Source organism: Pseudomonas sp. URMO17WK12:I6, from assembly GCF_003253625.1.
Lineage (GTDB): Bacteria > Pseudomonadota > Gammaproteobacteria > Pseudomonadales > Pseudomonadaceae > Aquipseudomonas.
In genome coordinates this window covers 56,720-69,783 of record NZ_QKYZ01000015.1, presented here as the reverse complement: position 1 = coordinate 69,783, position 13,064 = coordinate 56,720, and the positions used below count along the sequence as shown (strand labels likewise).

13 protein-coding genes and 1 riboswitch are annotated in these 13,064 nt (G+C 60.8%); of the genes, 8 read left to right on the top strand and 5 right to left on the bottom strand.

The annotated features are described in order from the left end of the window. The first annotated feature begins 25 nt into the window (after positions 1-25). The gene (locus tag F475_RS23645) at positions 26-847 is read left to right on the top strand and encodes an HDOD domain-containing protein (RefSeq protein WP_086944831.1); all 822 of its coding nucleotides are present in this window, start codon (positions 26-28) and stop codon (positions 845-847) included. Between the two features lie 125 nt (positions 848-972). On the opposite strand, the gene F475_RS23640 is transcribed toward F475_RS23645, so the two are convergent. Then, positions 973-2,361, bottom strand: coding sequence for a sensor histidine kinase (locus F475_RS23640; protein WP_111454854.1), 1,389 nt, complete (start codon positions 2,359-2,361; stop codon positions 973-975). After that, positions 2,354-3,025: a response regulator gene (locus tag F475_RS23635; RefSeq protein ID WP_007941432.1), complete on the bottom strand. Its 672-nt coding sequence runs from the start codon at positions 3,023-3,025 to the stop codon at positions 2,354-2,356. Before F475_RS23635 ends, F475_RS23640 begins: the two co-directional genes overlap by 8 nt. Positions 3,026-3,259: 234 nt before the next feature. On the opposite strand from F475_RS23635, the gene F475_RS23630 reads away from it, so the two are divergent. From F475_RS23630 to F475_RS23610, 5 genes are read left to right on the top strand one after another with little or no spacing between them, the layout of a single operon-like run. Further along, the gene (locus tag F475_RS23630) at positions 3,260-4,552 is read left to right on the top strand and encodes an OprD family porin (RefSeq protein ID WP_111454853.1); all 1,293 of its coding nucleotides are present in this window, start codon (positions 3,260-3,262) and stop codon (positions 4,550-4,552) included. 39 nt (positions 4,553-4,591) lie between these two features. Then, positions 4,592-5,569, top strand: coding sequence for a tripartite tricarboxylate transporter substrate binding protein (locus tag F475_RS23625; RefSeq protein ID WP_018926791.1), 978 nt, complete (start codon positions 4,592-4,594; stop codon positions 5,567-5,569). Positions 5,570-5,627: 58 nt separating this feature from the next. Continuing rightward, the gene (locus tag F475_RS23620; RefSeq protein ID WP_018926792.1) at positions 5,628-6,086 is read left to right on the top strand and encodes a tripartite tricarboxylate transporter TctB family protein; all 459 of its coding nucleotides are present in this window, start codon (positions 5,628-5,630) and stop codon (positions 6,084-6,086) included. A 1-nt stretch (position 6,087) separates the two neighbouring features. Then, complete coding sequence (locus F475_RS23615; protein WP_064619745.1) at positions 6,088-7,602, top strand: tripartite tricarboxylate transporter permease; 1,515 nt, start codon at positions 6,088-6,090, stop codon at positions 7,600-7,602. Further along, on the top strand, positions 7,595-8,635 hold the full coding sequence (locus F475_RS23610; protein ID WP_018926794.1) for an AbrB family transcriptional regulator: 1,041 nt from the start codon (positions 7,595-7,597) through the stop codon (positions 8,633-8,635). Before F475_RS23615 ends, F475_RS23610 begins: the two co-directional genes overlap by 8 nt. Positions 8,636-8,667: 32 nt before the next feature. On the opposite strand, the gene ung is transcribed toward F475_RS23610, so the two are convergent. Next, positions 8,668-9,360, bottom strand: a complete 693-nt coding sequence (gene ung / locus F475_RS23605) for a uracil-DNA glycosylase (protein WP_019580851.1) — start codon at positions 9,358-9,360, stop codon at positions 8,668-8,670. A 132-nt stretch (positions 9,361-9,492) separates the two neighbouring features. Between ung and F475_RS23600 the strand changes: the two genes are divergently transcribed. Beyond that, positions 9,493-10,605 (top strand): enoyl-CoA hydratase/isomerase family protein, encoded by a 1,113-nt coding sequence (locus F475_RS23600; protein WP_111454852.1) that lies wholly within the window; start codon positions 9,493-9,495, stop codon positions 10,603-10,605. A 50-nt stretch (positions 10,606-10,655) separates the two neighbouring features. Here the strand turns inward: F475_RS23600 and F475_RS23595 are convergent, their stop codons facing one another. Further along, a complete protein-coding gene (locus F475_RS23595) occupies positions 10,656-11,099 on the bottom strand; it encodes a hypothetical protein (protein ID WP_082920899.1) in 444 nt (147 codons plus the stop codon). 212 nt (positions 11,100-11,311) lie between these two features. Further along, positions 11,312-11,548 (bottom strand): hypothetical protein, encoded by a 237-nt coding sequence (locus tag F475_RS30840; protein WP_018926798.1) that lies wholly within the window; start codon positions 11,546-11,548, stop codon positions 11,312-11,314. Positions 11,549-11,829: 281 nt separating this feature from the next. Then, positions 11,830-11,930: riboswitch (guanidine-I (ykkC/yxkD leader) on the top strand. Positions 11,931-11,992: 62 nt separating this feature from the next. On the opposite strand from F475_RS30840, the gene F475_RS23585 reads away from it, so the two are divergent. Further along, positions 11,993-13,060 (top strand): putative urea ABC transporter substrate-binding protein, encoded by a 1,068-nt coding sequence (locus tag F475_RS23585; protein ID WP_111454851.1) that lies wholly within the window; start codon positions 11,993-11,995, stop codon positions 13,058-13,060. The last annotated feature ends 4 nt before the right edge of the window (positions 13,061-13,064 follow it).

Below are 13,064 nucleotides of genomic sequence, written 5' to 3'. Positions count from 1 at the left end.
TGTCGCAATACCCTAGAGAAAAGAAATGAGTGAGCTGGCGGATAAGGTCCAACAGGATTTGGTTGAGGCCATCGATAATGATGACCTGGTTCTGCCAACATTACCGGAAGTGGCCCTGCAGATTCGCAAGGCCGCCGAAGACCCGGAAATCAGTGTCAGCACCCTGAGCAAAGTGATCGGCCGTGACACCGCGCTGTCGGCGCGACTGATCAAAGTGGTCAATAGCCCGTTGCTGCGCGCGACCCAGGAAGTGACTGACTTGCACACGGCCATCACCCGGCTGGGCGTCAATTACAGCAGCAACCTGGCCATCGGCCTGGTGATGGAACAGATTTTCAATGCCCGTTCCGAAGTGGTGGAACAGAAAATGCGCGAGGTCTGGCGCAAAAGCCTGGAAATCGCCGGCGTCAGCTATGCGTTGTGCCGCAGCTACACACAACTCAAGCCTGATCAAGCGGCGCTCGGCGGGCTCGTGCATCAGATTGGCGTGCTGCCGATCCTGACCTACGCCGAAGATCACTATGAATTGCTGTCAGACCCGGTCAGCCTCAACCATGTGATCGAACGCATCCATCCGCTGCTCGGCGATAAATTGCTCAGGGTCTGGGATTTTCCGGAAATGCTGGTGCAATTGCCGGGGCTGTATCTGGATTTCAAGCGGCAATCGGCGCGGGTCGACTATGTCGATCTGGTGCAAGTGGCCAGCCTGTATTGCCACAAGGACACCGACCATCCTCTGGCTCGCATCGACCCGGTCAGTGTGCCTGCCTTCGAGAAGCTGGGGATCGATCCGGAGAACGAAGCGATGTGCAAGGATCTGGAAGAGTCGCGGTCGATGTTTTACTGATTTCTGTGGCGAGGGAGCTTGCTCCCGTTGGACTGCGCAGCAGTCCCTTCTTGGGGCCGCTTCGCAGCCCAACGGGAGCAAGCTCCCTCGTCACAACAAGCCTCTCTCCGCAGGTATGAGTGTGTTCACTCCCCCGCAATAAAACTTACCCGCACTTTCAGCCCCGCAAACTCGCCATCGTGCAGACTGATCTGCGCCAGATGGGCGCGGCAGATCTCGCCGACAATCGCCAGCCCCAATCCCGACCCAGCCACCTGCTGATTGCGCCGGTAAAAGCGCTCGAACACCCGTTCCCGCTCTTCAAGGGGAATTCCCGGACCATCGTCCTCGACCTCCAGCACCGCCGGCGCCGTGACCCGCAGAATCACATTGCCGCCCGGTGGCGTGTGGGCCAGTGCGTTGTCCACCAGATTGCTCAACAGCTCGTTCAGCAGCGTCGGCTCACCACGCATCCACACCGGCTCGTCAGCTTCCAACGCCAGTGCCACGCCACGTGCATGGGCCAGCGGCGCCATGGCCATGCCCAGTTCACGGGCCAACTGACTGAGGTCGAGCAATTGCGCACCGCCCTCGGCGATGGCCCGGGCGCCATTCTCGACCCGTGCCAGCGAGAGCAATTGATTGGCCAGGTGGGTCAGGCGATCCGTGCTCTGGGCGGCGGCTTCCAGGGTACTGCGCCAGGTTTCGGGTTCGTTCGAGCGCAAGCCCAGTTCGAGGCGAGCCTTGAGCGCCGCCAGCGGCGTGCGCAGTTCATGGGCGGCATCGGCGATGAATTGCGCCTGGCGCTCGAACTGCCCGCGCAACCGCTCGGTAAAGTGATTGAGCGCACGCACCAGCGGCCCCAGCTCGTGCTGCACTTCCACCAGTGGCAAGGGGCGCAAGTCATCGGGTTGACGCTCTTCCACCGCGGTACGCAAGCGCTCCAGTGGACGCAGCGCCGCACTGACCGCAAACCACACCAGCAACAACGCACCGATCGCCAGCATACCCAGCCGCAACAAGGTGTCGGCCATCAGGCTGCGCGCCATGCGGACCCGCGCCTCATCGGTTTCCGCCACGCGGATCTCCGCCATGCCGTTCATGTTCGGTTCGCTGACCGCTTTGAGCAGGCTGACCACCCGCACGTTCTGCCCTTGATAAGTGGCATTGTAGAAACGCGCCAGCGCCGGATAGTCATCGGTGCGCGGTGTTCCCGGCGGCGGTGCCGGCAGGTTTTCGTAGCCCGAAATCAGCTTCTGATTGATGTCGTTGACCAGGTAAAAAATCCGCCCGGCGCTGTCGTAGGCAAACGTGTCGAGGGCCACGTAAGGCACGTTGGCGCTGAGGCTGCCGTCGCGCTGGGACAGGCCGGCGGCGATGGTCCGCGCCGAGGCCAGCAAGGTCCGGTCATACGCGGTGTCGGCGGCTTCGCGACCGTTCCAGTACGCGCTCAAACCACTGGCGAGCATCAACACCACCAGCAGCAGCGCGAGGTTCCACAGCAACCGCCAACGCAGGCTGCTGAGCTTATGCATCGCGGCTTTCCAGCAAATAGCCAAGGCCACGGAAGGTCACGATGGCCACCGGTTGGCCGTCGAGTTTTTTGCGCAAGCGGTGGACGTAGATCTCGATGGCATCGGGACTGGCCTCCTCATCCAGGCCGAAGACCTGAGCCGCCAATTGCTCCTTGCTCATCACCCGGCCGGGACGGGCGATCAGGGCTTCGAGCACTGCCTGCTCGCGGGAGGTCAGGGTCAGTAATTCTTCGCCGAGGGTGAAGCGCCGGGTGTCCAGATCGTAAGCCAGCACGCCACAGCGCTGCTGGCGTTCACCGCCGAGCACACTGCGGCGCAGTAAGGCTTTGACACGGGCTTCGAGTTCGGTCAGTTCGAAAGGTTTGGCCAGGTAATCGTCAGCCCCCAGGTTCAGGCCATGGACCCGATCCTTGACGTCGCTGCGGGCGGTCAACATCAGCACCGGCAGGTTCTTGCCCCGGGCCCGCAAGCGCGCCAGCACTTCGAAACCGTCCATGCGCGGCAGGCCGACATCGAGGATCGCCATGGCGTATTCCTCGCTGCTCAAGGCCAGGTCGGCCGCCACACCGTCGTGCAGCACATCCACGGTCAGCCCGGTGCTCTTGAGCGCCTGGGCGACACTTTCGGCAAGCTGCAGATGGTCTTCGACGAGCAGAACACGCATGGATCTTTACCTCATTCAGGGATGGTCGACGCCATTCTTTGGCGCGGAGTTTACAGCCGCATCCGTCGCTGTGAAGCCCGAAAACCGTGAAAGTCAGCTGAAAGGTTAGCGAAAGGTTGGCCGGTTAGAGTCCCGCTACGGACAGCTTTCACTGCCGTAGTCAGAGCACATAGCGATACGAAAAACGCCCCGAAGCGTTTTCGCCAATAAGAATAATAAACGGAGTATGTCACCATGCTGTCCATGCAGCTTCAGGCTCGCCCGCCTGTTCGTTTTTCCCGCCTCAGCCACACCGCCCTTGTCAGCGCCGCCGCCCTCGCCGGCTTTTCGCCGTTGAGCCAGGCTGCCTTCTTCGAAGACAGTAAGGCAACCTTCGAAACCCGCAACATGTATTTCAACCGCGACTTTCGCGATGGCACCAGCGCCCAGCAATCCAAGCGGGACGAATGGGCCCAGGGGTTCATGCTCAATCTGCAATCGGGTTACACCGACGGCACCGTGGGGTTTGGTGTCGATGCGCTGGGCATGCTGGGGGTAAAACTCGATTCGAGTCCGGACCGCACCGGTACCGGCCTGCTGCCAACCCATGACGACGGGCGCGCGGCAAATGAGTATTCCAAGCTCGGCCTGACCGGCAAAGTGAAGATCTCCGCCACGGAACTGAAAATCGGCAGCCTGATTCCGGAACTGCCGATCCTCAAGCCCAACGACGGCCGCATTCTGCCGCAGACCTTTGAAGGCGGGATGCTGACCTCCAAAGAGATCAAGAACCTGACCTTCACCGGCGGGCGTCTGGAGAAAGCCAAGGACCGCGACAGCACCGACTTCGAAGACATCGCCCTCAACAACAAGAACAGCCGCTTCGCCGGCACCGTGGCAGGCAAGCATTTTGACTTTGGCGGCGTGGACTACAAGTTCACCGACAAGATCACCGGCAGCTACCACTTCGCTCAACTCGATGAAGTCTACAACCAGCATTTCCTCGGTGTTGTCGCTTCGCAACCGGTCGGCCCCGGCACTTTCGGTACCGACCTGCGGTTTGCCATCAGTGACGATGAGGGCGCGGCCCGTGGCGGCAAGATCGACAACAAATCCCTGAACGGGCTGGTGAGCTACGCCTTGAGCGGGCATAAACTCAGCGCCGGCTATCAGCGCATGTCCGGTGACAGCGCCTTCCCCTACGTCGATGGCAGCGATCCGTACCTGGTCAACTTCGTGCAGATCAATGACTTTGCCGGCGCCGAAGAACACTCCTGGCAGGCACGTTACGACTATGATTTCGCCAAACTCGGCGTTCCCGGCCTGAGCTTCATGAGCCGTTACGTGAGCGGCGACAACATCAAGCTCAAGAACGGTGACGAAGGCAAAGAGTGGGAACGCAACACCGAGATCAAATACGTCGTACAAAGCGGCGCCCTCAAGGACGTTGCCGTACGCCTGCGCAATGCCACCTACCGTTCCAACTACTCCGCTCGCGATGCCGATGAAGTGCGTCTGCTGGTGAGCTATAGCGTTGCCCTTTGGTAATTCAGTACGTCCATAACAAAAACTCTTAAGGAGACTTGAATGAACCTATCACTGCGAAAAGTTGCTCTGGCCACCGGCATCATGCTGTTCGCCGGCCAATTGCTGGCCGAACCCAAACGCCCGGAATGCATCGCCCCGGCTTCGCCGGGCGGCGGTTTCGACCTCACCTGCAAACTGGCGCAAAGCGCGCTGGTCAACGAAAAACTGCTGACCAAACCGATGCGCGTGACCTACATGCCCGGCGGTGTCGGCGCGGTGGCGTACAACGCTGTGGTCGCTCAGCGCCCGGCCGATGCCGGTACGCTGGTGGCCTGGTCCAGCGGTTCGCTGCTGAACCTGGCGCAAGGCAAATTCGGGCGTTTCGATGAAAGCGCCGTGCGCTGGTTGGCGGCCGTTGGCACCAGTTATGGCGCCATCGCGGTGAAAAGCGATTCGCCCTACAAGACCCTGGACGATCTGGTCAAAGCCCTGAAGAAAGACCCAAGCTCGGTGGTGATCGGTTCCGGCGGCACCGTCGGCAGCCAGGACTGGATGCAAACCGCCCTGATCGCCAAGGCGGCCGGGATCAACCCGCGCGACCTGCGTTACGTCGCCCTCGAAGGCGGCGGTGAAATCGCCACCGCCCTGCTCGGCGGCCACATCCAGGTTGGCAGCACCGACATCTCCGACTCCATGCCACACATCCTGAGCGGTGACATGCGTCTGCTGGCGGTGTTCTCCGAGAAGCGTCTGGACGAGCCGGAAATGAAAGACATTCCGACCGCTAAAGAGCAGGGCTACAACATCGTCTGGCCGGTGGTTCGCGGCTTCTACCTCGGGCCAAAAGTCAGCGACGAAGACTACGCCTGGTGGAAAAACGCCTTCGACAAACTGCTGGCCTCCGAGGATTTCGCCAAGCTGCGCGATCAGCGTGAACTGTTCCCGTTCGCCATGACCGGCCCGGAGCTCGACACCTACGTGAAGAAGCAGGTCGCGGACTACAAAGTGCTGGCCAAAGAGTTCGGCCTGATCCAGTGATCGCCTCTGTCTAGCGGCTGCGGCCCCGGTTCTCGGGGTCGTGGCCCAGGAGTTCCCCATGCTCATACAACGCATTTTTGCTTCGGTGCTGTTGCTGGCCTGTGTCGGCCTGGCGCTGATGGCGTGGCCGTATCAAGCGGCTTTTTCCTACGAACCGGTCGGGCCTCGCGCCTTCCCCCTGCTGATGCTCGGCTTGATGGGCCTGGCTTTGCTGTACATGGTGTTTCGGCCGGCGCCGATCGTGCACAGCGATGACGACCCAAAACTGGACCGCGAAACCCTGATCAAGATCGGCATCTGCGTGGCGCTGTTGCTGGTGTTCGCCGGGGCCTTCGAACCCCTTGGTTTCATCGTCGCCAGCATTCTGATCGGGGTCCCGATGGCACGCCTGTATGGCGGCCGCTGGCTGCCCAGCGCGGTGATCATCAGCCTGATGGCCATCGGTCTTTATCTGCTGTTCGACAAGTTGATGGACGTGCCACTGCCGTTGGGCGTGCTCGACGTTCTGGAGAACTGATATGGATACTCTTGGCTATTTGGGTCAGGGCTTCGGCGTTGCGCTGAGCCCGTACAACCTGGTGACCGCACTGTGCGGCACCTTGATCGGGACCGTCGTCGGGCTGCTGCCGGGGCTGGGGCCGATCAACGGCGTGGCGTTGCTGATTCCGATCGCGTTCGCCCTCGGCCTGCCACCGGAGTCGGCGTTGATCCTGCTGGCGGCGGTGTACCTGGGTTGCGAATACGGCGGCCGGATCAGCTCCATCCTGCTGAACATTCCGGGCGAAGCCTCCACCGTCATGACCACCCTCGACGGTTACCCGATGGCCCGCAAGGGTCTGGCCGGTGTAGCGCTGTCGCTGTCGGCGTGGAGTTCGTTCATCGGTGCCTTCATCGCGACTTGCGGCATGGTGCTGTTCGCCCCGCTGCTGGCGAAATGGGCGATTGCCTTCGGACCGGCGGAGTATTTCGTACTGATGGTGTTTGCGATTGTCTGTCTCGGCGGCATGGCCGGCGACCGACCGCTGAAGACCTTCATTGCAGCGCTGATCGGTCTGTTTCTGTCGAGCGTCGGCATCGATGCCAACAGCGGCGTATACCGTTTCACCGGGGACAACATTCATCTGACGGACGGCATTCAGTTCGTCGTGCTGGTATTGGGCCTGTTCTCCATCAGCGAAATCCTCTTGCTGCTGGAAAAAACCCACCGTGGCCAGGAAGCGGTGAAAGCCACCGGGCGCATGATGTTCAACTTCAAGGAAGCTTCGGCGGTGTTCGTGGTAAACGTCCGTTGCGGTTTGCTGGGCTTCATCATGGGCGTGTTGCCGGGTGCCGGCGCGACGCTGGCCAGCGCGGTGGCCTACATGACCGAGAAACGTATCGCCGGTGCCAAGGGCACTTTCGGCCAAGGCGACATGCGTGGCCTCGCGGCTCCGGAAACCGCCATCGGTGGCGCAGCCTGCGGTGCCCTGGTGCCGATGCTGACCCTCGGTGTTCCAGGCTCGGGTACCACGGCGGTGATGATCGGCGCACTGTCGCTGTACAACATCACCCCGGGCCCGCTGTTATTCCAGCAGCAGCCAGACATCGTCTGGGGCCTGATCGCGTCGTTGTTCGTCGCCAACGTGATGCTGGTGATCCTCAACATCCCGATGATCCGCATCTTCACCCGCATCCTCGCCGTGCCGAACTGGGCACTGGTGCCGGTGATCGCGATCATCACCGGGATCGGCGTCTACGCCGTACACGCCACCACCTTCGACCTGTTCCTGATGATCGGCATCGGCATCTTCGGCTACATCCTGCGCAAGCTGGACTTCCCGTTGTCGCCGGTACTGCTGGGCTTCATCCTCGGTGGTCTGATGGAACAGAACCTGCGTCGCGCGCTGTCGATTTCCAACGGTGCACTGGAAATCCTCTGGTCGAGCCCGATCACGTTCGGTTGCTGGGTGCTGACTGCCATCATGTTGCTGATGCCGCTGCTGCGCATCTGGCGCAAACGTTCGGTCGCCCGGCGCGCTATCGCCGATGCCTGATCGAACACCCTTCAAAGCCTGGTGGGGAACACCGCTGGTCGGTCTGCTGGGCGGTTACCTCGCCAGCCAGATCGGCTGGCCTCTACCGTGGATGGTCGGCTCGTTACTGGCGATCATCCTCGTGCGCTGCCTGACACCCTGGCAACTGGCGGAAATCCCTGGCGGGCGCAAGTGCGGCCAGTGGGTTGTCGGCATCGGCATCGGCCTGCACTTCACCCCGGTGGTGATGGAGCAGGTGCTGAGCCACTTCGGTCTGATCTTCTTCGGTGCGTTGGTCACCAGCCTGTCCGCGGTGGTCGGGGTCTGGTTGATGCGGCGTACCGGCGAAGATCGCGCCACGGCGTTCTTTTCCAGCATGCCCGGTGGCTCCGGGGAGATGGTCAACCTCGGCGCCCGCAATGGCGCGGTGCTCAGCCGTGTCGCGGCGGGACAAAGCTTGCGGGTGCTGGTGGTGGTGCTGTGTGTGCCAGCGGCGTTCAAGTATCTGTTGGGCGACGGTGCGCCGGCCTTGCATGCAGCGACCGTCAACTGGTGGTGGCTGGCCCTTCTGTTCCCGGCGGGCGCCCTGGCCGCCTGGATCTGGGAGCGCCTGCGGCAACCCAACCCCTGGCTGTTCGGGCCGTTGCTGGTGAGTGCGGCAGTGAGCATTGGTTGGGACCTGCACATCGGCTTGCCCAACGGCGGCAGTCAGATCGGCCAGTGGCTGATCGGCAGCGGGTTGGGCTGCCACTTCAATCGACAGTTCTTCCGACGGGCACCGTCCTTCATGGGCCGGACCCTGATCGGCACGGTCTTGACCATGTTGATCGCCACGCTGGCGGCGCTGGGTTTGAGTGTATTGACCCATCTGGATCTGCGTTCGCTGACGCTGGGCATGATGCCCGGCGGGATTGCCGAGATGAGTTTGACGGCTGAGACCCTGCAATTGTCAGTGCCGCTGGTGACGGCGATGCAGGTGATGCGGCTGTTGTTCGTGTTGTTTTTGGCAGAGCCGTTGTTCAGGTATTGGAACCGGGAGCCGGATTCCGTCTGATATGAGCCCCCTCGCCACACTCTTCACACTCTTCACACCGGCGGCAACCGCCACTCGATCGGCGTCTCGCCATTCTGTTCCAGAAACTTGTTCGCCCGACTGAAATGCCCGCACCCGAGGAAGCCGCGATAAGCGGACAGCGGTGACGGGTGAACCGACGTCAATACCAAATGCTTGGTGGCGTCGATGAGTTTCTGCTTGCTCTGGGCATGCGCGCCCCACAGCAAAAACACCAGATGCGGCTGGTGCTCGCTGACCACTTCGATAATCCGGTCGGTAAAGTGCTGCCAGCCCTTGCCCGCGTGGGCGTTGGCATTCGCCCGCTCCACGGTCATGGTGGTATTGAGCATCAACACGCCCTGCTCCGCCCAACTCTGCAGGTAGCCATGGTTGGGGATGTCGATGTTCAGGTCGCGTTTCAACTCTTTATAGATGTTCACCAGCGACGGCGGCGCCGGTACACCCGGTTGCACCGAGAAGCACAGCCCATGGGCCTGACCCGGGCCGTGGTATGGATCCTGCCCGAGGATGACCACCTTGACCTTGTCCAGCGGCGTGGAGTTGAGCGCGTTGAAAATCAACGGTCCCGGCGGATAGATCTCCTTGCCCGCCGCGCGCTCCTGTTGCAGGAATGTGCGCAACTCTGCCATGTAAGGCTGGTCGAATTCGGCACGCAGGGCCTCCTTCCAGCTCGGTTCGAGTTTGATACGATCGTCAGCAGTCATGGTTACATCCGGCAAAAACAATGGGGCGAACCCTAGGAAAGCCCATCACGCTTGTCAATTGATCTGACGCAGATCCGGCATTTTCCTATAGAGCGATCATACTGAACGCTCAAATTCCCGATCGAGGTCATGATGAATCTGCACTTCGAAGAACTCACCGGCACCGACGGCGCACGCATCGGCATCGCCAGCCTGGATGCCGAAAAGTCCCTCAACGCCCTCTCCTTGCCGATGATCAACGCCTTGCGCGATCAACTGGACGCCTGGGCCAAGGAACCACAGATCGTTTGTGTACTGCTGCGCGGCAATGGCGACAAGGCCTTTTGCGCCGGCGGTGAAGTGCGCAGTCTGGTGGAAGCGTGTCGCGCCCATCCCGGAGAAGTACCGCCCTTGGCTGCGCACTTCTTCGCGGCAGAATATCGCCTCGACTTCAAGTTGCACACCTACCCGAAACCATTGATCTGCTGGGGTCATGGTTACGTGTTGGGTGGCGGCATGGGGCTGCTGCAAGGGGCGAGCATTCGGGTTGTCACGCCGAGCAGCCGATTGGCGATGCCGGAGATCAGTATCGGTTTGTACCCGGACGTCGGCGCCAGCTGGTTTCTGTCGCGGTTGCCCGGCAAGCTCGGGTTGTTTCTCGGCCTGACCGGCGCCCGGATGAACGGTCGCGATGCAATCGATCTGGACCTCGCGGACCGCTTTTTGCTCGATCAACAACAGCCGGAGCTGATCGAAGGTTTGCTGCAATTGAACTGGCAGGAACAGACCGCCATGCAGCTCAACAGCCTGCTCAAGGCCTTGCAACAAGAAGCGCTCGTAAAAATGCCCGAAGCGCAGTGGCTGCCACGACGCCAGCAGATCGACGAGTTGCTGGATGTCAGCGACGTTCGTTGTGCCTGGAAGGCCATCAGTGCGCTACGCGTTCATAAAGACCCGCTGCTCAGTCGTGCGGCCTGCACCATGATTGAAGGCTCGCCCCTGACCGCTCATCTGGTGTGGGAACAGATCGCCCGCGCCCGGCACCTGTCGCTGGCTCAAGTCTTTCAGATGGAATACACCATGAGCCTCAATTGCTGCCGTCATCCGGAATTCAGCGAGGGCGTGCGCGCGCGGTTGATCGACAAGGACCAGAAACCTCACTGGCACTGGCCGGATATCATCACGGTGCCGGAGGCGGCGGTGGAAGCGCATTTTCACAAGGTCTGGGAAGGTCGGCATCCGTTGGCCGATCTGTCGGAATACTGAAATCCGGGCACAAAAAAGCGGCGCTTCATGCGCCGCTTTCTATTGAGGAGTTAGCGACGGCCGCCTCGGCCATCGTTATCGCCATGATCGCCTCTTCCGCCATGGTGATCCCGTCCACTGTGGCCCCGGGAATCGTCGTTCCAGTTGCCGCGACTACGACCATCCCAACCGTCGCGACGACCATCCCAACCACCGCGGTCATGACGGTCCCATCCGCGACTCTGGTTGCCGCGGTAGTCGTAATAGCGCGGTGCCGGTTGATAAACCCGCGGCTGGTAGTAATAACGTGGCGATGGCTGGTAATACCGTGCAGGCGGCGAGTAATACCTGCGCGGAGCTGTGTAGTAACCACCATCGGAGTAATACGGCGCTGGGGACGTGTAGACATCCGAGCGGTAGTAGCTGTCGCCATCGGAATAGGGCACGCACGCACCAAGAAACAATCCCGATAGAACGATCAGCAGAATATGGCGGAGCTGTTTTCGACAGAGCATGGCGGCCTCCTGGACCGCGAGTGAGCCACACCAGCGACGCTGGCAGGCGACAGTCAATTGTTCGGCGACTGTCGAAAGATCAGACAGTGAAATCGGGATCTGGTGCGTTTCTGTAACACGCCGATACAAGTAGCCGATGAAAGGTTTTTCATCCTGCGCAAAAGAAAACGGCGCCTGCGTAAGCCGCAGGCGCCGTTGTGCTCATGAGCCGTTTAGCGATGCCCGCGATCGTGATCACCATGGTAATAGCGAGGCCCACTGAAATAGTAGTAACGATAACCCCCGTAAAAGCGTGGGCCACCGTAGTAGTAAGGTGAGTAGTAATAGCCGGGGTAGTAATAAGGTGCCGGATAAACATCGGCGCCCCCTACATAGTAGTAACACCCGGACAGACCCAAACCAAAAAACACACTGAGCAGTATTTGGCGGAGCTTTTTCTGACAGAACATGGAGGCCTCCTGAAAGACCTGCAACGGCAGTCGAGTCACACCTGTTTTGACTTTAAAACAGGCACCGAGTGCCTGATCGCATCGACCTTCAGATCAGCGGCTAGCTGTCCTTCTACGGTGCATACCCATGCGCTGCGCACCATGACAAGGCAAAGCGCCCTCCCCTGGTTGTCTCGCCCTCCCTTCCATGCCCCCAGCCAGAGCGCTCAAGCCGACTTGGCACGGCTCTCGCTTAACCAAAGACGTGCAGGAGTCATCACAGGTTCGCGGCACCACAATTTGCAATGGCTGACTAGGGTTCCGGCTCGCAATCGCGAGTGACTGGTCCGAGAGTTGGCGACCTCCAGTTGAGGTTACACGGCGGGACAAAAGCCCGGGAGACAAGCCACCGTTCGCGGTGCCGCTGCCTTCCTGTCCGCCCTTGATCAACTGGAGAACCATCCCATGTCCCGACTTCGTTTACCCGCCCTGCTCGCCGCTGCTTTTGCAGCCCTCGTGAGCGTCTCGTCCCACGCCGCACAGAAAGACCATTTCAGCGTCTGCTGGACGATTTATGCCGGCTGGATGCCCTGGGAATATGCCGGCAGCCAGGGCATCGTCGACAAATGGGCGAAAAAGTACGGCATCAAGATCGATGTGGTGCAGCTCAACGACTACGTCGAATCCATCAACCAATACACCGCCGGCCAGTTCGACGGCTGCACCATGACCAACATGGACGCGCTGACCATTCCGGCTGCCGGTGGCGTCGACAGTACGGCGCTGATCGTCAGCGACTTCTCCAACGGCAACGACGGCATCGTGCTCAAAGGCGAAGGCAAGAAAGTCACCGACCTCAAGGGCATGGACGTCAATCTGGTGGAGCTGTCCGTCTCCCATTATCTGTTGGCCCGTGCTCTGGACTCGGTAGACCTCACCGAGAAGGACCTGAAAGTGGTCAACACCTCCGACGCCGACATCTCCGCCGCCTTCAACACCGAGCAGGTCAACGCTGTCACCACCTGGAACCCGATGCTCTCGGACATCAAGGCCAAGCCTGCGGTAACTGAAGTGTTCAATTCCAGCCAGATCCCCGGCGAAATCATGGACATGATGGTGGTCAACAGCGCCACCCTCAAAGACAACCCGGCCCTGGGCAAAGCCCTGACCGGCGCCTGGTTCGAAGTGGTCGCGTTGATGAACGCGAAAAACGCCACCAGCCAGGCCGCCCTCGAACACATGGCCAAAGCTTCGGGCACCGACCTGGCCGGTTTCCAGGCGCAACTCGACACCACCAAACTGTTCGCCACGCCCAAAGAAGCCCTGGCGTTCTCCACCAGCAAGCAACTGCCCGACACCATGCGCAAGGTCGCCGAGTTCTCGTTCCAGCACGGCTTGCTGGGTGAAGGCGCCAAGGACACCAGCGCCATCGGCATGGCCTTCGCCAATGGCGTGACCAGCGGCGATAAAGGCAACCTCAAGCTGCGCTTCGATCCGACTTACGTGCAGATGGCCGCCGACGCCAAGCTGTAAGACA